This window comes from Mucilaginibacter sp. A3364 (genome assembly GCF_059690715.1).
Map to the genome: position 1 here is coordinate 2,124,988 of NZ_JCAWED010000001.1, position 23,481 is coordinate 2,148,468.

Annotated in this window: 17 protein-coding genes and 1 tRNA gene; 11 read left to right on the forward strand and 7 right to left on the reverse strand. The window is 43.6% G+C overall.

Going from position 1 to position 23,481, the window contains the following annotated elements:
• The first annotated feature begins 78 nt into the window (after positions 1 to 78).
• Genes AC59JT_RS09515 through AC59JT_RS09525 form a run of 3 tightly spaced genes read left to right on the forward strand, consistent with a single transcriptional unit; the run spans position 79 to position 5,069 of the window.
• Positions 79 to 3,438: a non-ribosomal peptide synthetase gene (locus AC59JT_RS09515; RefSeq protein ID WP_497398133.1), complete on the forward strand. Its 3,360-nt coding sequence runs from the start codon at positions 79 to 81 to the stop codon at positions 3,436 to 3,438.
• Positions 3,439 to 3,448: 10 nt separating this feature from the next.
• The gene (locus tag AC59JT_RS09520) at positions 3,449 to 3,889 is read left to right on the forward strand and encodes a GNAT family N-acetyltransferase (protein ID WP_497398135.1); all 441 of its coding nucleotides are present in this window, start codon (positions 3,449 to 3,451) and stop codon (positions 3,887 to 3,889) included.
• A gap of 40 nt (positions 3,890 to 3,929) precedes the next feature.
• Positions 3,930 to 5,069, forward strand: a complete 1,140-nt coding sequence (locus tag AC59JT_RS09525; RefSeq protein WP_497398137.1) for an acyltransferase family protein — start codon at positions 3,930 to 3,932, stop codon at positions 5,067 to 5,069.
• 56 nt (positions 5,070 to 5,125) lie between these two features.
• Here AC59JT_RS09525 and AC59JT_RS09530 read toward each other — a convergent pair whose 3' ends face one another.
• Both AC59JT_RS09530 and AC59JT_RS09535 read right to left on the reverse strand, forming a co-directional pair.
• Positions 5,126 to 5,551 (reverse strand): SRPBCC family protein, encoded by a 426-nt coding sequence (locus tag AC59JT_RS09530; protein WP_497398139.1) that lies wholly within the window; start codon positions 5,549 to 5,551, stop codon positions 5,126 to 5,128.
• Positions 5,552 to 5,862: 311 nt separating this feature from the next.
• Positions 5,863 to 6,846: a D-alanine--D-alanine ligase gene (locus AC59JT_RS09535; RefSeq protein WP_497398141.1), complete on the reverse strand. Its 984-nt coding sequence runs from the start codon at positions 6,844 to 6,846 to the stop codon at positions 5,863 to 5,865.
• A 171-nt stretch (positions 6,847 to 7,017) separates the two neighbouring features.
• Between AC59JT_RS09535 and AC59JT_RS09540 the strand changes: the two genes are divergently transcribed.
• From AC59JT_RS09540 to AC59JT_RS09565, 6 genes are all read left to right on the forward strand, one after another.
• Positions 7,018 to 7,788 carry a PASTA domain-containing protein gene (locus AC59JT_RS09540; protein WP_497398143.1) on the forward strand — a complete coding sequence of 257 codons (771 nt, stop codon included), beginning with the start codon at positions 7,018 to 7,020 and terminating at the stop codon, positions 7,786 to 7,788.
• 6 nt (positions 7,789 to 7,794) lie between these two features.
• The gene (locus tag AC59JT_RS09545; protein WP_497398145.1) at positions 7,795 to 8,109 is read left to right on the forward strand and encodes a rhodanese-like domain-containing protein; all 315 of its coding nucleotides are present in this window, start codon (positions 7,795 to 7,797) and stop codon (positions 8,107 to 8,109) included.
• 7 nt (positions 8,110 to 8,116) lie between these two features.
• Entirely contained in the window at positions 8,117 to 9,169 is a 1,053-nt protein-coding gene (gene mltG / locus AC59JT_RS09550; protein WP_497398147.1) for an endolytic transglycosylase MltG, read from the forward strand.
• Positions 9,169 to 9,576, forward strand: a complete 408-nt coding sequence (locus AC59JT_RS09555) for an acyl-CoA thioesterase (RefSeq protein WP_497398149.1) — start codon at positions 9,169 to 9,171, stop codon at positions 9,574 to 9,576. The genes mltG and AC59JT_RS09555 overlap by 1 nt, the downstream gene beginning before the upstream one ends.
• A gap of 11 nt (positions 9,577 to 9,587) precedes the next feature.
• On the forward strand, positions 9,588 to 10,562 hold the full coding sequence (locus tag AC59JT_RS09560; protein ID WP_497398151.1) for a YihY/virulence factor BrkB family protein: 975 nt from the start codon (positions 9,588 to 9,590) through the stop codon (positions 10,560 to 10,562).
• Positions 10,563 to 10,669: 107 nt separating this feature from the next.
• A tRNA-Ser gene (locus AC59JT_RS09565) sits at positions 10,670 to 10,754 on the forward strand.
• Positions 10,755 to 10,829: 75 nt separating this feature from the next.
• Here AC59JT_RS09565 and AC59JT_RS09570 read toward each other — a convergent pair.
• The gene (locus tag AC59JT_RS09570) at positions 10,830 to 11,291 is read right to left on the reverse strand and encodes an Lrp/AsnC family transcriptional regulator (RefSeq protein WP_497398153.1); all 462 of its coding nucleotides are present in this window, start codon (positions 11,289 to 11,291) and stop codon (positions 10,830 to 10,832) included.
• A gap of 167 nt (positions 11,292 to 11,458) precedes the next feature.
• On the opposite strand from AC59JT_RS09570, the gene metE reads away from it, so the two are divergent.
• Positions 11,459 to 13,762: a 5-methyltetrahydropteroyltriglutamate--homocysteine S-methyltransferase gene (gene metE / locus AC59JT_RS09575; RefSeq protein WP_497398155.1), complete on the forward strand. Its 2,304-nt coding sequence runs from the start codon at positions 11,459 to 11,461 to the stop codon at positions 13,760 to 13,762.
• A gap of 161 nt (positions 13,763 to 13,923) precedes the next feature.
• The gene (locus AC59JT_RS09580; RefSeq protein ID WP_497398157.1) at positions 13,924 to 14,880 is read left to right on the forward strand and encodes a methylenetetrahydrofolate reductase; all 957 of its coding nucleotides are present in this window, start codon (positions 13,924 to 13,926) and stop codon (positions 14,878 to 14,880) included.
• A 79-nt stretch (positions 14,881 to 14,959) separates the two neighbouring features.
• Here the strand turns inward: AC59JT_RS09580 and AC59JT_RS09585 are convergent, their stop codons facing one another.
• The 4 genes from AC59JT_RS09585 to AC59JT_RS09600 all read right to left on the reverse strand — a co-directional run bounded on the left by AC59JT_RS09585 (position 14,960) and on the right by AC59JT_RS09600 (position 23,470).
• On the reverse strand, positions 14,960 to 16,585 hold the full coding sequence (locus AC59JT_RS09585) for a glycoside hydrolase family 76 protein (protein ID WP_497398159.1): 1,626 nt from the start codon (positions 16,583 to 16,585) through the stop codon (positions 14,960 to 14,962).
• A 611-nt stretch (positions 16,586 to 17,196) separates the two neighbouring features.
• Complete coding sequence (locus AC59JT_RS09590) at positions 17,197 to 20,412, reverse strand: glycoside hydrolase family 2 TIM barrel-domain containing protein (protein ID WP_497398161.1); 3,216 nt, start codon at positions 20,410 to 20,412, stop codon at positions 17,197 to 17,199.
• Positions 20,413 to 20,653: 241 nt separating this feature from the next.
• Positions 20,654 to 21,634 carry a BT_3987 domain-containing protein gene (locus AC59JT_RS09595; RefSeq protein WP_497398163.1) on the reverse strand — a complete coding sequence of 327 codons (981 nt, stop codon included), beginning with the start codon at positions 21,632 to 21,634 and terminating at the stop codon, positions 20,654 to 20,656.
• Between the two features lie 33 nt (positions 21,635 to 21,667).
• Positions 21,668 to 23,470 (reverse strand): RagB/SusD family nutrient uptake outer membrane protein, encoded by a 1,803-nt coding sequence (locus AC59JT_RS09600; RefSeq protein WP_497398165.1) that lies wholly within the window; start codon positions 23,468 to 23,470, stop codon positions 21,668 to 21,670.
• Between the last annotated feature and the right edge of the window lie 11 nt (positions 23,471 to 23,481).

Sequence of the window (23,481 nt, forward strand, 5' to 3'; positions counted from 1 at the left end):
TTACAATTCTTTTTTCTTTGAAGTAGAATTAATTTCACAACTTTAAATCGCACCCTTAAACTAAATGAACCATATCACATGCCGCAATGTTTTTTGCTTAGTAAGGGTAAGTTAAATAATTATAATCCGTTCAACAACCATTTTAAAGCCCTTCCTGTACTAAAAATGCCTGTTAACCGCCATCTACAGCCCGGCAATTTACGTAAACAAGGTATGCTCAGCTTTTTTATAAAACCTGATTTAAGCAATGCAGTAAAAAGTCTTGCTCAAAATGAGGGTACAAATTCTGAAGTAGTATACCTGGCGGCATTTAAGGTCCTCCTGCATCGCTATACCGGGCAGGATGATATATTTTTAACGCAGGCTTTTATACAACAACATAACGGCCAAACATCGCAGCCATTATTTAATGCCATACGAACCCGGTTTGATGGCAACACAGCTTTTACAACTTTACTAAAAAACCTTAGTCAAACCAGGCAAAGCGAGGATGGCCGCGAACAATTAACATTTGAGGCTTTAACACAATTTGTAACAAGCATGCAGGCGGGTCTTGAAGTATTTCAAACCCTGTTCATGTTCGATCAGCCACAAAACCTGATATCGGCCGAGGTGCTTGAAGAAACTATCAAACAATTTACAGACTTTACCCTTTGCTTATTTGTTAGCGAAACCAGTGCCGGGGCCGATGTACAGATCTATTATAACGAAGGCAAGTTTAACAAAGGTTTCATATCAGCCTTTGCGCAGCATTATACCACCCTACTAAAAGCCATAGTTGAAAAACCAGCTAAAGCTGTAGGTGCCTATCAAATACTAACCGACCAGGAATGGCAGCAAATTATTGTTGACTTTAACAATACCGTTGTACCCTACCCTAGGCATAAAACACTGTTTCAGTTATTTGAAGAACGCGCCGCTTTAGCACCTGGCCAGGTTGCCCTGCGCAAAGGGAATAAAAAAATAACTTACGCGCAGCTAAACGCGGACGCCAACCAATTGGTGCATTTTTTAATCAGCAAAGGCGTAAAACCGGCAGATAATATTGGGCTGCTGGTAACGCGCGATTTTGAGATGATCATCGGTATGTTGGGCATACTAAAAGCCGGCGGCGCCTATGTACCCATTGATCCGGATTATCCTATAGACAGGCAGGAATATATTTACAATCAATCATCATTAAAACTGGTTGTTGCCGATAAAAGCTATCCGCTAAAATCTATACTTACCGAAAATGAATTTTTAACTATAGATTTTGATGAGCTTAAAAACTTTGCCGATACTGACCCTGCTTTAAAAATAAGTAGTGATCAGTTGGCTTATACCATATATACTTCAGGTTCAACCGGCAGGCCTAAGGGTGTAATGATAGCTCATCACTCTGCGGTAAACCTGGTGTTGTGGGTTAACAAGCATTTTAATGTAGGGGCCGATGATAGCCTGCTATTCATTACCTCTATGTGTTTTGACCTGTCGGTGTATGATATCTTTGGTATACTGGCAGCGGGCGGAACCCTGGTTATTGCCGAACAAAACGAGATACAGGATGTAAAAAAACTACAGCGCATGCTGATAGACTATAATATTACCTTCTGGGATTCGGTGCCCACCACCATGGATTATCTCATCAAAAACCTGGAACTTACCAATATCAAATACAACTGTAAAAGCCTAAAAACCGTTTTCATGAGCGGCGATTGGATACCTGTCGATCTGCCCGATCGTATTAAAAAATTCATGCCCCAAACGCAGGTAATAAGCCTGGGTGGTGCTACCGAAGGTACGGTTTGGTCAAACTTCTTTCCCGTTACAAAAACTGATAAAAACTGGCCAAGCATCCCTTATGGCAAACCACTGGATAATAACTTCTTTTATGTACTAAATGAGCACCTGCAGCCCGTACCTTACGGTGTTGTAGGCGATTTATATATTGGCGGTGCAGGGGTATCAACAGGATATGCTAATGAGCCTGAAAAAACGACCGCTGCTTTTATCGCCGATCCGTTTAATAAACAACCTGGCGGGATGATGTACCGCACCGGCGATTCGGGCAAAATATGGCCTGATCTGAATATGGAGTTTATCGGTCGTAAAGATAACCAGGTAAAAATTCAGGGTTTCAGGGTTGAGTTGGGTGAGGTAGAAAGCGTACTGAATAGTAGCGATATAGTAGACAGCGGCGTGGTGTTAGCTAAAAACGATGCTGATGGTAAAAAACGCCTGGTAGGTTATGTTGTGCCTAAAGGTACTTTTAACCGGGATGCGCTGTCATCATACCTTAAAACCAAACTGCCTCAATACATGGTGCCGGCGGTTTGGATAAACCTGCCCAATCTGCCACTTACAGCTAACGGTAAAATTGACCGTAAAGCGCTATCAGACCTTGAGGAAACAACAAACGAAAAAAACAAAGTACAAGCATCCACCCCTACCGAAAAAATGGTTAAAGCTGTATGGTTGGATTGCATGGAGCTAAACGACCTGAGTATAACCGATAACTTTTTTGACCTGGGCGGACACTCGTTAATGGCCGTGCAAATTTTAACCGAGCTGGAAAAACAAACCGGTCTTAAACTGCAACTGGCTATCCTGTTTAAATACCCCGACGTAAGATCACTTGCCGGGTTTATTGATGGTAATACTAAAGCCGAAGAGGTACATAAATGCCTGGTGCCTATAAAACCTTCGGGCACTAAACCGCCCTTATATTTAATACACGGCGAAGGCCTCAACGTATTAAACTTTAGCAAACTGGCAGCTTTGCTTGATAACGAGCAACCGGTTTTTGGCCTGCAGGCTCTGGGTTTAAATGGTATTGACGAGCCATTTGATAACATGCAAGCCATTGCCGGGCAATACCTGGAGGAAATTTTGCGGCATAACCCAAACGGGCCATACATTTTCGCAGGCTATTCTTTCGGCGGTTATGTAGCTACCGAGATGGAGCGCCAGATGGAAAGCATGGGCAAAAAAATTGATATGCTTATTATGCTTGATACCGATGCCGAGCGCCCGCAGCCTAAGCCATTGTATAAGTTATGGTATCGTAAATTAAAACGCAATGTGATTGCGTTGGCCGGTAAATTACGTACCGCATTGCTTAGCCTGCCGGGCGAGCCTATTTACAAACCCGAAAACTACTATAAAGACAACGAAAGCTTTTTTAAGCAAATAAACAGCATCCAGCAAAAACACCACATCGCTTTCAAGAACTTCAGGATGCAGCCATTTGATAATAAAGTATACCTGTTTAGGGCAAACATATCTGTACACTATGCCGATGATATGGCTTTGTTTGGCTGGAAAGAATTTGCGCGTAAAGGTGTGGAAGTATTTCATGTCCCCGGTGATCATCGTTCCATGTTTGAGCCGCCGTACGTTGGCACGCTGGCTAAAACCATGCAGAGCCTGCTTGACCGCCGTAACAATCCCTTTTAAAGCCACTTAAATGGAAATACAACCGCTTACTATTGATAAACTCGACGACTGCGTTGACATTTTTATAAAAGCATACAACGGTTCGCCCTGGAATTGCGATTGGACCCGCGAAAAAGCCGGCCAATACCTGTCAGAGTATACAAGCTCGTCTTATTTTACAGGTTTTTTGTTGTATGATGACCAGCAACTCATCGGCGCAACACTTGCACATACAAAAACCTGGTGGACAAGCCAGCAACTGGTGTTAGACGAGTTTTTCATCACGCCCGAAAAACAAGGCATGGGCTACGGCAAAAAACTAATGAAACACTGTGAAAGTTATGCCAAACAAAACAACCTGGCTATACTGTTTTTAATGACCAACAAGTTTATGCCATCCTATAAATTTTATGAAAAAATAGGCTATACCACTGTAGAACAATTTGCATTTATGTTTAAGCAGGTTACCTAAACACAAACAAAACAACCGGCGCCCCTATACCCCCTGATTAATGACAAAAACTATTACGGACAGGCTTAACCTGTTCAACTCAAAATTCATTCTGCGCGAAAACCGCTTTGTGTGGTTAGATTATGATAAAGGCATCAGTATTATATTGGTGTCCTACGGGCATGCCTTCTCCCTGCTTACCGCACACGAAGTGGATATGACGCGCTACCCTGTACTAAACTACCTGGCTGTATTTTTATATGGTTTCAGGATGCCTTTATTTTTCATCGTGTCGGGTGTGTTGATATCGCGCAGCCTGGCAAAACGCGGTTTAGGCGCATATTTGATAAACCGAACCAATAACATTTTATATCCCTTACTGGTGTGGGGAGGCATACAGGTAACGCTGGCTTTACTTACCTCGCACTATACGCACTCGGGCGTTAGTCCAAAATTCTACCTAAACTTATTAATAGAACCACGGGAAGTGGGGCATTTTTGGTACCTCAATGCTTTGTTTTTTATAGGAATGACATATGCGATATTAAGGTCTAAATTAAACTTATCAGCATATATACAACTGGTAATTGGTGCTGGCTTATATTGCGTATCCAGCTATATACATATCAATGATATCAGGGCTGGTATGCTAACTGATATCTGCCAGTTTTACATTTTCTTTGCTTTGGGCGATGCCATATCCAACATATTCCTGAACCAAACCTATGTGGATCGTTTTACGTCCTGGAAGATATTTGTGCCTTTGTTAGTACTGTTTTTGGTTATGCAATACTACTTCGCCGAACTTAATATCAATACCTTACCGGAAGGTATTAACTACGTAGAACACAAATTGCCTTGGTTCTACTTTTTTGAGGCTTTAGTCGGCTGCGCTACCTCTATCAGTTTATCTTTTTTATTGCAAAAGTATCGTGTGCTGTCTTTCCTTCGTGTAATAGGTTATCACTCGTTGTTTATCTACTGTATGCAAATAGTGGTAATGAGCGCCTTACGTATCGTGCTGCAAAGCATCCTTAAAATAAACGTGGCACCGGTATTGTTCTTCTCCATCTGGATAGCTGGTATTATTATCCCCATGGTAATGTACACGCTATTTTTAAAGCTGAGGATGTGGTGGTTATTCACCTTTAAGCGACCCAATCAACATTACGCGCTTATCCAGCAGGCACAATTGCAATAAACAAAAATGGCTCGCCGATAAGCGAGCCATTTTTGTATCAATTAAGTTTAAAACCATTAGTTAGCTTCGACATAATTTTTAAAGTTATTTAAGATAGCCTGCCAGCCGCCTTGCTGCATTTCAAGCGGGTTTTGGTCTTCCGGGTCGAAGGTTTCAATAACGCGGGTGGTATCGCCCTCGCTTACAAAGGTAATTTTTACCGTACGGCCATCGCCCATGGTGTAAGCCATAAAGCTGTTTTCCTGCACATCGGTATAAGTTCCGCCAAAATCAAAGCTAAAGCTGCCGTCTTTTGCAGCCATAGTGGTTTTAAAAGTACCGCCTACGCGCAGGTCGTTATCGGAGTAAGGTGCGTGCCAGTCTTCTGATGCCTGGCACCATTGGGTGATATGTGTAGGTTCTGACCATAATGCCCATACTTTCTCTATCGGCGCGTTAATAGTAGCTTCTACGGTAATTGTTGGTTTTGCTGCGGTTTCCATTTTTTTATTTTTTAAGGATGATCTGTTTTGATTTGATTAGCAATTCAAAGGTACAGCCACCTGTTTAAAACGCGAAGGTGCAAACAGGACGAATGTGGGGTGCATTTTGCAACCTGATTTGAGCCTGCCGGGGTGCGCCACTATATTAAACCCATATCAGGATATTTTAAATAACAGCTTGAAAATAAACAATTTAACTATTTTTACAGGGTGCGCCGCATTGCGCCGCTTTTTTGCATAAAAAATTAATATTCAATTAGTTATAAAAAACGAGTGCGCCACATGCGCCACTTTAAAAGTGGCGCACCTTATTACATCGCCCCCTCTATCAGCCTGCCATAAAAATCCTGAACGCTCATACCAGCAGCACGCACCTGTTGTGGTATCAGGCTATTGGCTGATTGGCCTGGCGTGGTGTTTATCTCGATAAAGTAGAAATTATTGGTTTCTTCCTGCAAAATAAAATCAACGCGCACCATGCCGCGGCAGTTAAGGCGCATATAAACCTCGGTTAGTATCTCGGCTATTTCTTTATTCTTTTGTGGGTCGATGTCGCCCGGGGTTATCTCCTCGGTTACGCCGGTAGTGTATTTAGCTTCGTAGTCAAAAAAGTCTTTCGAGCTTTTGATCTCGGTATTAGGCAACACCACTATCTTACCATCCAGGTGTACTATACCCTGGCTAAACTCGCGGCCTTTAATAAACTCTTCAACCAATATCTGGTCGTCCTCGTCAAAAGCGCGGGTAATAGCATCGGGCAAACCGGCAACGTTGTAAACCTTGCTCATGCCTACACTGCTGCCCCCGTTATTGGGTTTAATAAATAAGGGGAAATGAAGTACGGCAGCAATAGCGGCAATATCATGCCCGTCGCGTTTCATCAGTTTTAACGAACGCGCGGTGTGCAAACCATGTATACCGTTTACAATAGCCTTGGTGTAAGCCTTGTTCATGCTAATGGCAGACGTTGTAGCATCGCAGGTATTGTAGGGGATATTTAACAGATCGAGATAACCCTGCAATTTACCATCCTCGCCCGGCGTGCCGTGAACAGTGATAAACGCGAAATCGAATTTTATCTTTTCGCCCTCAAGGGTAATCGTAAAATCATTCTTATCAATATCTGTTTGCGTAGCACCGTCGGTGTAAAACCAACGGTCGCGGTTTATTAGTATGGTGTAAACCTTATATTTCGCCGGATCGAGGTTAGCGGCAATATTTTTAGCGCTGTTAATAGATACTTCATATTCGCCGGTAAAACCGCCGGCCAGTAATGCAATGTTCTTGATGCTCATACGGTCAAATATAGCTAAATTTAAAAGTCGTGCTAAACAAAAATGCGCACCATTAATACAAGCGCTTATGCCTTACCTAATTGCTTTATTTAAGCCCGTCAAACTATATAAATTAAAAATTTTAAGCTATGTTTGATACTTAATTAAGTAGGATTTACTTAGTAACAAACAATGAATAAATTTACAGCCTATATAAAAACCAAGTCTTTCCGTAACACGCTTTTAATGGCTATAGGCTCTGTTGTCGCCGTAGTTTTAATAGCATTTTTTAGCTTAGGTTGGTATACCGACCATGGCGTTGGCGTACCGGTACCCAAGCTAAAAGGCCTTAGTGCCGAACGTGCCATAGCTTTACTGGAAGAGCAAGGTTTTACCGCCCAGGTAGATTCGGTTTACCAGGGCGATGCAGAGCCGGGCACCGTAATTGAGCAAGACCCCGATCCCGGAACCAATGTTAAAGAGCACCGGGTGATATATATTACGGTTATAACACGCCAGGCGCCGCCGGTTGCTATGCCCGAAGTTGAGCAACAGCCTTTCGTCAGCGCAGCCGCCATACTATCAAACTACGGCTTAAAAGTAGGTGACACTACCTACCGTGCAGATATTGCCCGCGATATGGTGCTTGAAGTGCGCCTGGGTGGCCAGATCATCAAAGCTGGTACCAAAATACCTAAAGGTTCAAAACTTGACCTGGTATTAGGCGACGGCGCAGGTGCCAGCGAGGTGGAGATACCTGATTTTACCGGTCGGGATTTGGATGAGGTGCGTTTTGTTATCCCGCGTTCGGGCTTAACTTTGGGTAATATTACTTACCGGGGCGCCATTACCGATTCAAGCAATTTGGTAATTGTTAGCCAAATGCCTTTACCGACAGATTCGGTTACCAAGGCCAGCATAGGCACCCGTGTTAATTTAACAGTTTCGCAAGGCGGTAATTAAAGGCACATGAAAGAGATGGATGCCGTTGCATTGCAAGGTAAATTACACGCCGGAGAAGAGGTGATACTGCTTGACGTGCGCGAAATTATTGAATATCATACTTATAATATAGGCGGCACAAACGTTCCCTTATCTACCCTTGAAAACAATTTAACCAAACTGGCTTATAACAAAACCGACGAAATAATTGTTATATGCAGGGCCGGCATACGCAGCCAAACGGCACAGGCAATTTTAATACAAAACGGCTACCTTAATGCAACAAATTTAACAGGCGGTTTACTGGCCTTACAACGACATCAACAACAAAAACATTCATAAAATAATCATGGCTACAAAAGCATCATCAGGCGGAACGTTCAGGAAATTCATCATTGCCCTGGTAGTTTTGATCGTTATTGGTTTAGCCGGTACGGGATTCTTTTATTACATCAGGTATTTTGGCCCCAATGTTACCGGTAAAGAAGATTACTTATACATACGCACAGGCGAAGGCTACAACGAAGTTTACCAAACCATCCGCGAAAAAGGCATAGTAACAGATACAACTTATTTTGATTGGGCTGCGCATAACATGAAATATATTGGCCGTGTTAAACCGGGCAAGTATCGCCTGCAGGAAGGTATGAGCAACCGTAAACTCATCAATATGTTGGCAGCCGGTAACCAGGAGGCTGTTACTTTAAAATTTCAAAACATCAGGCTTAAAGAGCAATTTGCCGGCTTTGCATCTAAAAAGTTAGAACCCGATTCGGCAGCGATTATCAGCTTACTTGATTCCGCTGATTTTGTGAAACAGTTTGGCTTTACTACTGATAATGTGTACAGCGTATTTATGCCCGACTCGTACGAGATATACTGGAACACCACACCCGAGAAGCTTTTTAAACGCATGTACGCGCATTATGAAAACTTTTGGACCACAGAACGTAAGCAAAAAGCCGTCGACCTTAATTTAAACCCCGTCGAGGTATCTATTTTAGCTTCAATAGTTGATGCCGAAGCTTTACATGATGACGAAATGCCAACTATTGCCGGTTTGTATCTTAACCGCCTTAAAAAAGGCCAGAAACTGGAATCAGACCCGACAGTTATATTCGCAATGAACGATTTTACCATAAAACGCGTACTAAATCGTTACCTGGTAAATCCATCGCCTTACAACACTTATGTGCATACCGGCTTGCCTCCGGGGCCCATCATGATGCCATCTGTTAATGCAATAAAAGCGGTACTTGACCCAAAACCAAGCGACTATATTTACATGGTTGCAAAGGAAGATTTTTCGGGCTATCATAACTTCGCGGCAAACGTTGCTGAACACAATAAAAATGCCCAAAAATTCCGTAAAGCGCTTGATGAGCGTAACATCAAAAAATAATGTTTGAAAACAGTACTAAGATAAGGGTACGGTATGCCGAAACCGACCAAATGGGTTACATGTACTATGGCAACTATGCCCAGTTTTTTGAAGTTGGCCGTGTAGAAATGCTGCGTACGCTGGGCCTAACCTATTCGGGTATGGAAGCTTCGGGCATTATGATGCCCGTGCTGGAAATGAAGTGTAAGTACCTTAAACCGGCTCGTTATGATGAAGAGATCACCGTTAAGGTTATTATGGATAAAATGCCGGGTGTTAAAATTCATTTCAGATACGAATTGTTTAACGAAAAACTGGAACTGATACACTTAGGCGAAACCTTACTGGTATTTGTTAACATGGCCAATAACCGCCCCTGCCTGCCTGCGCAAGACTTTTTAGACAGGCTGAAACCATTTTTTGAGTAATTTAGCTACTAATGAAATGGTTGCACCGTTTTCTGTTTCGCCACGTAAGGCCATACCATAGCCTGGTTAACGGGACTAAAAGAGTTATGTTGCCCGGTTTTGGAGGCATGTCGTTATACGATGCCTTACGCGAAGTGATCAATGAGTTCCTGGAAGATTCTATCCTAACCCGTGCATCCTCATTAGCCTATAGCTTTATGCTGGCGCTTTTCCCTGCAGCACTGTTTTTATTTACGCTGATAGCTTATATACCGGTTGATAATTTTCAGGATAAGCTATTGGAGGTATTGCAGTCCATCCTGCCAACCTATACTTACCTTGCATTTGAAAACACGATAGAAGACATTATTAAAAACCAAAATGCGGGTTTATTATCGGCAGGTTTTGTTACCGCCCTTTACTTTGCCACCAATGGCGTAAGCCGATTAATGCAGGCCTTTAATAATTCATCGTTAATATTAGAAAAACGTACCTGGTTTAAACGCCGCGTAGTGGCTACTACCCTAACGGTAGTTATTAGCTTTGCTTTAATTGTTGCTATTGCGGTGATGATAGCCGGCCAAACCGTAATAACCTATTTGCAAAGCCACGTTGCCAGCCAAAGTCATTTCTGGCTGTACCTACTTGCCTTATCGCGCTGGATAATTATTGTGGTGATATTTTTTGTGACGATAGCTTTGCTTTATCGCTACGGCCCTTCGCATAAATTAAAATGGGGATACATCAATCCCGGATCAATATTGGCCACAACACTTGCAGTATTATCGTCATTAGGATTCACCTATTATATCAACAATTTCGCTTCCTACAATAAAGTATATGGCTCCATAGGCACCATCATCGTGGTGATGATATGGCTATATTTAAACTCACTTATTTTGCTCATCGGGTTCGAATTAAACGCTAGTATCGACCTTGCCAAGCGCAACATTAAGGTGCAGAAGCCGCGTTTTAACTCATTTAAAACAAAAACGCCCATCCATTAACATCTTTATTTCTTTAACGTTCAATCGGTTACGATATCGTTAAAAAAACTTTAAAAAAAACGCAATTCAAATTTGTCAATTCGCTCCGGATTTGTACTTTTGTCCCCGGAGAGCTGGCAGAGTGGTCGATTGCGGCAGTCTTGAAAACTGTTGACTGTAACAGGTCCTGGGGTTCGAATCCCTAGCTCTCCGCCGAAAGGAAATAACCAAAAGTTATTTCCTTTTTTTATGCTTTAAACTTTCACATTTGCGCAGGCTGTTTACTATCTAAAAGCTGATATTATGCATATTTTTGATCTCGGCCATTACAAAGGTGCTATGCGTGCTGCCGATACTTTCGACAGAACCTAGTTTATTAAAAACAAAATCCTGGTAGTGCTTCATGTCTTTGGCGAAAACCTTCATTATAAAATCGTAGTCGCCGGATATGTTATAGCACTCAACCACTTCGTCTATCTTCATAATATCTTGTACAAACTGGTGCCCAATATTTTTATCGTGTTGTTTTAACCTGATATTGCAAAAAACAATAAAGCCTTGCTGAAATTTCTCCGGATCAAGCAGGGCGATATACTTTTTAATGTATCCGGTGCTCTCCAGCCTTTTTACCCTTTGCAAAACAGGTGTTGGCGATAGATTTACGTGTGCTGCCAATTCCTTAATAGTATGGCTGGAATTGCTTCCCAATATCCTTAACAATAACAAATCTGTTTGATCTAAATTTTCCATGCAGTATAAAAATCTTTTATGATATGTGAAACACCACCAACAAAGATAAAAATACTAAATAAAATTTAAATAGTAGATCAAAACACCTATTTTATAATTTTAAATAGCTAATAAATCTATAAATATAATTTTGTATAAATTTATTAGCTACTTATATACTTGAAAATATGCTAACGCAAAACCTGGGCTATCCGCGCATTGGTGGCCAACGACAACTAAAAAAAGCCTGTGAAAGTTACTGGGCCGGCAAAATAACTTCCGGTGAACTAGACGAGACAGCCAAAAAAATAAAGCATGATAACTGGCAAACGCAATTAGATGCGGGCATTGACCTTATCCCATGTAATGATTTTAGCTTTTACGACCAGGTGCTGGATATGAATTTGTTATTAGGCGTTGTACCGCAACGTTACACGCCGGTAGCCGACGTAAAAGGTAATACAGAACGTGACCTTTACTTTGCCATGGCCCGTGGTTACCAGAAAGACGGATTGGACATTACCGCCATGGAAATGACCAAATGGCTGGATACCAATTATCACTACCTGGTTCCTGAATTTATGGCTAAACAAACCTTTAAATTATCTTCAGAAAAAGTATTTAATGAATATAACGAGGCTAAAGCTGTATTGGGCGACAAAGCTAAACCGGTATTGGTTGGCCCGGTTAGTTACTTAACGCTTGGTAAAGAAAAGGAAGACGGTTTTGAGCGTATCGAGCTGATCAAAAGCCTGGTACCCGTGTACGTAGAGATCATCAATCGCTTAAAACAACAAGGCGCCACCTGGATACAACTGGACGAGCCTTGCCTGGCGCTTGATCTGTCAAAAAAAGAAAAGGAGGCCTTTGAATTTGCTTACCGGGTTATTGCCAACCGTGTAAGTGGCGTAAAACTACTGGTGGCTACCTATTTTGAAGCATTACTTGATAACACCCAAACTGCTGTAAACTTGCCGGTAGCTGCACTGCATATAGACGTGGTACGTGCACCAGAACAACTGGACGAAGTGCTGACGTTGATACCGGACGCTCTGATCCTGTCTGTAGGCATTGTTGATGGCCGCAATGTATGGAAGAACAACTATGAAAAATCATTAGCGCTGATCAATAAAGCAGTAGAAAAACTGGGCGCAGATCGCGTCATCATCGCGCCGTCGTGCTCATTATTACACAGCCCTATTGATCTTGACCTGGAAACAGCCATCGACCCGGAGATCAAAAACTGGATGGCCTTTGCCAAACAAAAACTTAACGAAGTAGCAGAGCTGAAACAGATAACTGAAGGAAACAACGATCTGTTGCAAGCTAATATTGCCGCTATTGAAAGCCGCCGCACTTCACAAAAAGTACATAAACAAGCGGTAAAAGATCGTGTGACTGCTATTAGCGAAGCTGACGCGACCCGCAAAAGCGCGTTCCCCATCCGCCAGCAATTGCACCGCGACCGCTTTAATCTGCCTGCCTTCCCTACAACTACCATTGGATCATTCCCGCAAACAGATGACATCCGCCAGTTACGTGCCAAATTTAAAAAAGGCGATCTGACTGCCGAACAGTATGAAACCTCTATCGAACAAGCTACCATCGAATCCATTTGCTGGCAGGAAGAAATTGGCCTGGACGTATTAGTGCATGGTGAGTTTGAGCGTAACGACATGGTTGAATACTTTGGCGAGCAATTGGACGGCTTCCTGTTCACTAAAAACGGCTGGGTGCAAAGCTATGGCAGTCGCTGTGTTAAGCCACCCGTAATTTTCGGCGATATAAGTCGCCCTGCTGATATGACCGTACGCTGGAGCAAGTTTGCCGCAGCACAAACCAACAAGCCGATGAAGGGCATGCTTACCGGTCCGGTAACTATTCTGCAATGGTCATTTGTTCGTGATGATCAGCCACGCGATGTAACTACCAACCAGATAGCTTTAGCTATACGCGACGAGGTGGTTGCTTTAGAAAAAGCAGGCATTGGCATCATCCAGATAGATGAGGCCGCTATACGCGAAGGCTTACCGCTACGTAAGGCCAAACGCCCGCGTTACCTGGATTGGGCTGTGAGTGCTTTCCGGGTTACCGCCAGCGGCGTGGAAGATGAAACCCAAATACACACCCACATGTGCTATAGCGAGTTTAATGATATTATTGAGCACATAGCCGCGATGGATGCAGACGTGATCACGATAGAAACTTCGCGGTCGCAAATGGAACTGTTACATGCATTCGCGCATTTTGAGTACCCGAATGAGATTGGCCCGGGTGTTTACGACATCCATTCGCCCCGTGTACCTACTACCGAAGAAATGGTATCCCTACTGGCAAAAGCTGCCGACCTGCTACCAGCACAAAACCTTTGGGTTAACCCGGATTGCGGTTTAAAAACCCGCAAATGGCCCGAAACCAAAGCCGCGTTGGAAAATATGGTAGCCGCTGCTAAAGAGGCACGCGAAAAAATAAGCGTAGCCGATAACGCGTAGCTATTTTATTAACGGCTGCGGGCAAGGTAGTCCGCAGCCATTATTTTAATAAATAGAGGCGATTAAAATTAAAACTATGGCGCAGGTTTTTGTAAGTTTGGCCCACCATATTATTTTGGTTAGTACCAAAAAGTATTATTTAGATCATAATTAGTTTCAATATGTTTTTGCAGAAGATCAAATCCGGCCAATCGGGCATTTTAACTTACGGTATCACGCCACCAAAAGCTGAGACCGGTCCCGAGCGTGTGGCGGAGATAGCAAAAAAAACGCTTGACAGGCTTATACCATTAGATATAGACGCGTTGGTGGTTTATGATGTTCAGGACGAATCGGCCAGGACATCAGAAGAAAGACCGTTCCCTTTTTTAAATGCGCATGATCCACTGGGCTTTGCAATGAACCATCTTCAGGAGCTCAATATCCCAAAGATCATCTATCGCCCAGCCGGTAAATTCACCGCCGAGGAATTATCAGCGTGGCTGGAAGAACTTCATCAACATCAATTTTACCCGGTGTTTGTAGGCGTACCTGCGCCTGATTTTAAAGTAAAAACAACGTTAACCGAAGCTTACCAGCTATGGAGCAAGCACCAGGATACTTCTGTAATAGGCGCTGTTACCATTCCGGAAAGGCACGCGGTATTAAATGATGAGGACAAACGCATTCTGGATAAAGTGGCCAGCGGTGTTTCTTACTTCGTGTCGCAGTGTGTATTTAATGTAGACTATGCCAAAAAGATAGTTGAAGACCTTTGCCAAACCTGTACAGAACAACAGATTTTACCACCCACCGTCATATTTACATTAACAGCTTGCGGATCGCCAAAAACGCTCAACTTTATGGAATGGCTGGGCATTCACATCCCGGAAGAACTAAAAGATGAATTGCTTAGATCTGAAAACATGTTGGATGCATCTGTTAAAGTTTGCCTGGACAATGCAGCCGAACTAACCGCTTATTGTGCCGAGCGTTGCATACCTTTCGGCTTCAATATCGAAAGCGTAGCTATCCGCAAAGACGAGATCGAGGCTTCTGTAGCTATGGTTGATCAGATCGGAAAAATGCTGATCGAAAAGGGTATACGCAAATCTAAAACAGAATACGTGGACAATTAATACCTGTTAGATAAAATACCATATAAAAAGGGCGCCGGAAACGACGCCCTTTTTTATACCGTCTGCTTGTGGTTATTATTTATTGTACAACTAACGAAAAACGCTCATTATCACCGAGGGCTTCCTGCCAAAGTACCAACTTGGTAAGGTTGGCCGGGTTACCCGCTGTTACGTTAACGCAGCTTGATGGTGCGCATTTTGGTTTAAGCTTGTAATAACCATCATAATCATAAACCATTTTAAACATTTGCGCGCCGTTATTGGCTTGTGTAGTCCATATTTCAACCGGAGTATTATTGGCGTTACTTCCGCCTGTAATATCAAGCGAAGTTGCGGTGTTATGCTGAGGCACCAGGCGGTAATAACCATAACCCAATGACAGCAGCCTGAATTTTTGATTACCTCCGTTATTCCAGCCGTATATCTCGGCCAATGACCCGGCTGTAGAGCCTGCTATATCAATCGCACTGCCATCATTTATTTTGGGCGTTAAACGATAGATAGAGTTATCGGTAATGCCGTTAGGCTGTGTGGTTGGCGTAACCTGTTGCATGATCACCCCTCCTACGCATTCTAAAGCTGTGGTAATGTTATCCGATGGTGTGGTTGATGTCCAGTTGTTCCAGATCAGGTTTTTGTCGGTACGGCGCACGTTCCAGGCAGCGTTGGCATTTTGTTTCATCCAGGCATAGTAAGTGCTCCACAGGTTATTATCACGTACAAACTCTCCCAGTCCACGCACAAATTCTGACTGCCAGGTGCCCTGTCGCTGTCCATTGGTCATGATACCGCCTACGGTTTTGTTGTTCTTTACATAATCAACCGAGCGTTTGGCATCATCATAATAGGTTGAGTTACCGGTAAGCCTGTGCAAGTGATTAGCCGCGCCAACAAACGCGCCGATATTGTACACATTTGCCGAATTACTCACTACACCGCTTGGTGATATATTCTCATACACCGCGCCTGTTGATGAGTTATACAAGGTAGCCTTCACCCAGTTATAAATGGCGATGGTTTTATTGAGATAGGTTACATCTTTGGTAGCCTCATAAATATAGCAGCCCAATATCATCTCCGGGTTATTGCTCAGGCCCGATTTAGACTCGTGATCGACATCCCACCATAAACCGCCCCCCAGTTCACTCGTCCAACCGCGATCGTAGCTGCGGTTAAAGGCATACTTGGCTTGATTTAAAAATGTTGCATTTCCGGTAATTTGGTAACCACGGGCGAAGGCTATACCAGCCCATTGCAGGTCGTCATTAAAATCGTTCCAGTTCCAGTCGTATAAGCCCCCGCTACCCTGGTTTTGTTGCAGGAAGGTATTAAGCAGATTAGTAAGCAGTGTTTTGTGCGCGGCGCTTTTAGTGCGCAGGTAAACATCTTCCACCATTTGTATATCCAGCGCCTGGCGCCAGAAATAGTCTTTGCCGGGCACATTCAATGCCTCTTTGTAGTATTGTGTACTGCCGGACGTTACCAGGAAACTGGTGTTATAGGCGGCAAAAGCGGCATCGGCATTAGCGTTAACATCAACCAATACATTTACCGAAAGTTTTTTAGCGCTTGTAGCGACTTCTTCCCTAGTTGCTGGGGGCGGCATTTCTGTTTGTGTTTTTTTACAGGCTGCCAGGCTTAAAGCCAGCAAGGTTGCGCAGGCAATTGGCTTGCGCCAGTAGTGCATGTTAAGTTTTCTTCTCATAATTTGTTTTTTAAGGTTATATAAAGATTTACAGACAGTGCATAACAATTGCCAGGGGACGCAAAAGGACCAGAAGATCAACAGCTATTTATATCGGGGAATACATACAAATAACTATGATTAACGCTGGCAACGTTTGCACAATCGTCTATATTTCTGTCACTTATATTCAAAAGCAACACAAAAAACCCCGGTAGGGCTACCAGGGTTTAACCAGTTGTATAGATCCCGGCTGAGATCATTCGGAGAGATGTTTATATCAATTTGTTTTTCTACCGGCAAAGTAACAGCGCCAGGGGCTGTGACCGTTTTCACGATCGTCTACATTTATGTCATTTACATACAAAACGAAACAAAAAACCCCGGCGGGGATGCCGGGGTTTTACCAATTTATCCATCTCGGTTGAGACCAAATGATGAGCTTTGTATACGGTTATTCTTCTGCATAAAGCTCGCCTTTAAAAAAGAACTAATACCGGATACAAGGGCAAAATAACGGCTGTAAAAGCTGTTCATGTTTTCACGATCGTCTTGATTTATGGTACTTGCGTTCAAAAACAAAAAGCCCGGCATTTCTGCCGGGCTTTGCCAACTTATTACGGTGTTTATGATTATTTCTTTTCCAGTAACGTTATGGTGTAACTAAACGAAGCGGGTTTAGCAAACACCTGGTACTGCTCCAGCGGGCGCGGACCGCAGCCGTTTGAGCCTACCCCCAAAGTTTTATGGCTGATGCAAAGCACGGTACCTTTACTTTTTGGCAGATCGATCTTGTATTCAACCGGGTCCATCTCTTCATCGCTATAAGGTAATGCGGAAACCTGTAATAACGAATCAACTTGTTTGATGCGTAAACCCGCTCCTTTAGCAGAAGTGAGGTTTGCCCAGCGTACATCCTCATGATTGCCTTGCTCCATTGGTTTTTCATAGCCGGTCATTTGTTGTAACACACTGCTACTGTAATGGCCCACATTGAAACCGCTTTTACGGTCGGCGTAGTTTTCCATAGGGCCGCGGCCCAGGTAGTCAAATTTATCCAGCTTTTTATCCAGCAATAGGCGTACGCCCATCCTGGCCAATACCAGTTTAGGGTCGCTAAAGCTTACATCGTTATCAGCTTTGATCTCTCCTTTTCCGTTGATGGTATATAGGGCCTGGTGTTTAACCCAAAAGCTTTGCGCGCCTTTGCCGGTTAAGCCTACTTTTATTTGTATAACATTAGGCGCAGGTTGTGTAGTACTTACTTCGTCAACCGTCCAGCTTAGTTCTTTCAGGCCGTTTTTAACCCAGTTTTGGTAGGCCCACATATCATCTGTCTGGTGTGGGGCACGCCACAGGTGCAATGCCGGGCCGCCGCCATCGCGCAGCAAATCCTCACCAGCTTTTTCCATTTTGATGAAGGTGCCTTTGGCTTTATCAAACTCCAGGCTAAAGCCATTGCCTTTTATTTTAATATCATTTTTTGAATCATTTAAACTAAGGTTGCCACCTTGCGACCTATCCACCACAGCCGGCACCGGCACACCCAATTCAAACTGCTGCGAAGCTACTTCAAAGCCTTTTGCAGCCCAAAGTTTATCGGTTGATAACTGGAAGAACACACGAACAAAATACTCCGCTCCTGCTTTAGCTTTAATTACGTAAGGTAATTTAATATCCTTCTCCTGCCCCGGGTTTACAGAGCCCGCCAACAGGTTGCCTGATGATATAACCGCACCATCCTCACTTAACTCCCATTTAGCGGTAAAGCTGCTCAGGTTAGTAAACTGGTAGCGGTTTTTTATGCTGAAGGTTTTGCTTTTAATATCTTTTGCTTTAATAGTGATCCATTGGTAGGCATGTTTCAACTCAGGGAAATGTGGCTTAGGTGTTCTGTTTGAAAACACCACGCCTTTATGAATAAAGTAATGATCATTCGGGTAGTCGCCGAAACCTCCACCGAAGGCGATGATAGGATGCTTAGCATCGCGGTTATTGTACAGTCCCTGATCCTGCCACTCCCAAATAGCGCCACCAAGTAGAGCTGGGTATTTATCAAACAAGTCATTGTAAAGATCAACCGAACCCATCGAATTAAACATGGCATGTGCGTACTCGCACAGGTAAAACGGCTTGGTTAGTTTATCATCTTTAGCAGCGTTCTCCAGGTTTGGGGTGCTGGTGTACATCTGGCTGTCAATATCCGCCGGGTTTCTGTCTTTACCCTCTCTGTCTTTACCTGTACCAAAACCTTCGTAGTGGGTTGGCCTGTCATCAATTTCTTTAATCGCTTTTAGCGCGGCGCGAAAGTTGGTACCACCACGGCCATTTTCATTACCTAAGGACCAAATAACCACCGAAGGATGATTTTTAAAGTTTTGCACGTTGGCCACATTACGATCAACTATCGCGGCTTGAATTGTAGGTACTTCATTAAACTGGTTTTGCTGCGCGTGGCACTCCACATTAGCTTCGGCCACCAAATAAATACCGTATTCGTCGCATAACTCATACCAAAGCGGGTCGTCACTGTAATGGCTGGTACGTACGTGGTTGCTGTTGGTTTGCTTAATGAGCTGAATATCTTTCACCATTTGCGCCTCGGTAATGGCGTGGCCATCATCGGGCCAGTTTTCGTGGCGATTAACGCCTTTTAGTTTGATAGGCACACCATTCACCAAAAACAAACGGCCCTTGATCTCTATCTCGCGGAAGCCGGTTTTTGCCGACATGGTTTCAATTGTATTTGCACCATCGGTTAATGTAATTACCGAGGTATATAGCTTCGGCGTTTCGGCAGTCCATTTTTGTGGGTTGTTTACATGGAATTTAAGCTCCACATTAACCTCTTCGCCGGGCTGTAAAGCAGGCAATGCTTTTTTAGCGCTGGCACCACTAACCGCTACCGAACCATTATACAAAGCCACGTTTACCTGGCGGGATTTAGTTGCTGTAGTCCCGTAGTTTTTAATTTTAGTATGAACAATTACATCAGCATTTTTATACACCGCGTCCAGGTCGGTTTTGATAGAAAAATCGCGGATATGCTGTTGTGGTGCACTCCATAGGGTGACATTTCTGAATATCCCGCTCAGGCGCCACATATCCTGGTTCTCTAAATAACTGCCGGATACGAAGCGGTAAACCTCAACGGCAATGGTGTTTTTACCGGCGTGCACATACTTGGTCAGGTCAAATTCGGCAACGTTACGGCTGTTTACACTGTAGCCTACTTTTTTGCCGTTCACCCATAAAAAAAAACCGGCATCTACCCCGTCAAAACTCACAAATACGCGACGGCCCACCCAGTTGGCCGGCACATCAAAATCGCGGCGATAACTGCCTACCGGGTTACGCTCGGTCAGGGTGCCGTATTTTTGATTCTTCGGCTCGGTCATCACCCTCGGGTAATCACTTTGAAATATCAGCGTAAAGTTGCTATAATCAGGCGTACCATAGCCTTGCACCTGGAAAGACGAAGGTACTTTGATGTCCTTCCATTTTGATACATCGTAATCTGTTTTATAAAAATTAACCGGGCGCTGTTGCGGCCAGGCCACCCAATTAAATTTCCACATACCGTTAAGACTGCGCGATAAGGTTGAAGCAGAACGTTTGGCTTTTAAAGCCTCCTGCAAAGTTGCATAAGGCATTAAGGTAGCGTGTGCCGCTTCTTTATTGATACCGATATTTTCAGGATCTTCTATTTCGGTGGGTACTTTTGCCGTATCCTTAGCAGTTAAGGGCATGGCGTACATAACCTGGGCTTCGCTTATCTTAAAGCAAAAAATCAAAAAAAGCGCACCTATAAGTTTGGCGCCGCTTCTCCTTAAAACAGATGTATTCATGTTAATTTAAATTGACAGACAGGGATATAAAAATATAAAAGATTTTACAGTACGTAGTTAGTATCACCAACAATAGTGACATTTATTTACTCAAACGTTGTCATTGATTGCCCGGCATTGGTATCACTTTTTGGGAGGATTATTGCCCCTGTCTTTTTGCCGCGCAATTTCATTTACAAGCAAGTTTACGTTTTAAATAAAAATGGCCGGTAAGACTGCCCCTACCGACCATTTTTGAGTATTAGAATGCATTCAATTCGGCCACCTGCGCGTAAGCGCCGCCGTATGACGAATTGATCGTCATTTTAAAATAGCGGAAGTTTTTACCGAAACCATCCTTAAAAAATACCTGCTGCAGGTTTTTGTTATTAGCCAGGTTAACGGTACCCGCGTTTACCCAGGTAACATTATCCTCGCTTATCTGCACATTAACTTCGTTTGGTTTGCCGCCACCATCGGCCTGGCGACCCAGGAACGATAAGCCATGGAAAACTTTTGTTGAACCGATATCAATAACCAGGTAATGCGGCGGGCCCGGCGATGCGCCTTGCCATTGCGTATGCCAGAAGGTATCGTTCTTACCATCTAAAGCAAATATAGCACGACCGTTATTGGCACCCTCACCGTTAGCTTCCTGCGATGAAAAGCTTAGGATAGTCCAGGTGCTACGGTCATAGTTAGGATAATCGGCCAGATCGGGCTGCGCCTTCACCAAAAAGTAGGACGTACGCAAAGCCTCATTAACTTTTACCGTTGTATTAACAATACTTATTGGTAAAATGTAGTCTGTTAAAGCCGGCATAGCGCCTGCACCTTTGGTTTTCAATGTAACCGTAAACGGCGACGTGCCTACGGCACCTTTTGCTATACTACCACTCAAGCCAGATAATGTGTAAGTTCCGTCGGGCAAAATAGGATAATTGGTGCCATTTGCCGTATTATAAGTGGCAACAGCATCCGTATTAACCTTGAAGGTTACCGGTACATCTTCCGTAGGGAAACCGTAACCGCCGTAGACAGCACCGTAAGTAAATGTCTGCGGAGCATCGCTTATTTTAAAAAGCCTGAGCGTAGGCGGATTTACAGCCTGTGGCATATAAACTTTGGTGTAACTGTCAATTGGCTGATCAGGCAAAGGCAAAGTATCCTTGCATCCCGCCAAAGCTACACTTCCTGCTATGCCTAAAAGCAGGGTATACTTTGAAATATTTTTAGTGAACATAATGCTTAATTTCTTATTTGATTATCAAATTAATTACCATCCCGGGTTTTGAACAGCCAGCTTGGCGCGGTCCATATCGTACTGGCTTATCGGGAACCAGTATGACGCCGGTGCGCGGAAGATATGCTGCGATGCTACTACTCTTTTGTAAAAAGTATTATCGTCCTTATTGATATCCATACCGTGCATTTCGCCCATTACCTGGCCGGCAATTTTCCAGCGCCTAACATCAAACCAACGTTGCGACTCGAAAGCCAGTTCAACCCGGCGTTCCTGGCGGATACGTGTACGAACGTCTGCCTGGCCTGACGGCGCAGGTAAACCCGCCGAACCGTATTGCGGTATTCCAGCCCTATCTCTTATCAGGTTTACATATTTCAAAATATCAGCATTACCCGGATCGTACTCGTTCAGCGCTTCGGCATAGTTTAAGTATACTTCGGCCAACCTGAATAGTGCCAAAGGACGTGTCTGTTGGGTACCATTACCACCCGAACCATTATTAGTTTGCATACCTACGTTTTTACGCACCAGGTAGCCGGTTTTTGTCCAGTCGGTAGCGTGGCCGTTTTTACCATTAGGGCCGCTTGCGTAAAATGACAGGGCCGCGGCAGCTTTCATGTTACCGCCCTGGTAAATACAATTTTGGTATGCTACAGAGCAATAAAATCTTGGCTCGCGGTTTACATACATGTTTGATACCTGCACCGCATTTTGTGTTGTGAAACCAACTTCGGTGTAAAGTGGCGACTCTGAAATAGTGCGGCCATCGTTCATAAAATAAGCGTCAACCTGCTCCTGGGTTACACCAATACCATTCCAGCCACCGGCTTGCCTTGGTATACAGTGAACATCCCAGGTAGTTAAACTATTGGTTTTTCTAACAAAGATCTGCTCCGAATTCCATCCGGTAAGGAATACGCCGTTGTATGACTTCTGCGGATCATTTGAAGGGTCTTTATACAAAGAATAAATACCTAGATCAATCACCGCTTTGGCAGCATCGGCCGCTTTTTTCCATTTCTGCTGATCGTAAGTTTGGTTGATCAGCACTTTGCCATCCTGGTTTTTAAAGCCTGAGTAGTCTGTATTGCCATTATACAAAGGGCTTGCCGCATAAAGCAGTAACCTTGCTTTAACAGCCAGTGCCATACCTTTGGTTGCACGGCCATATTCCACATCACTTGGCTGCCCATTACTTTGCGGTATCAGCGGAAGTACCGCGGCTGCTTTATCCAATTCGCTGCTTACATAGTTAACACACTCGTCGTACGAACTACGTGGTATTTGCATCTGGTCGGCGGTAGCATCGGCAGGTATTTCTTTTTCGCCTGCTAAAATCACCGGGCCATATTGCTTCATCAACAAAAAGTAATAGTAAGCGCGTAAAAACCTTGCTTCTGCTTTGTATTGGTCGATAAGTTGTTGGCCGTTTAATGCCAATATTTCTGCATTACCATCAATATGGTTCATAAAGTAGGTAGCCGAACGGATACCTTTATAAAAATAGCCCCATCTGTCAAACAATGGATTACCGGCGCTGATGTTACCGATATTTAACGCGTAGATAGGGTATTTTGACCAGGTGACATCGATCTCATCACAATTACCTACCCATGGGTTATGGTTGTTACCGCCATCCCATTGCTGCGATATATCGTCAACGTAACTATACACGTTAGCCAGGTATTGCTCTGAAGGGCCCTTCTTTTGGAAAACCTGTTCAATAGTAACACGGTCATTAGGTACCTGATCAAGGTATTTTTTACAGCCGGTATTAAACAGTAGTGCTGCTGTTAGCACTACACTGCTGTATTTTATGATTGTACTTTTCATAATATTTTAAG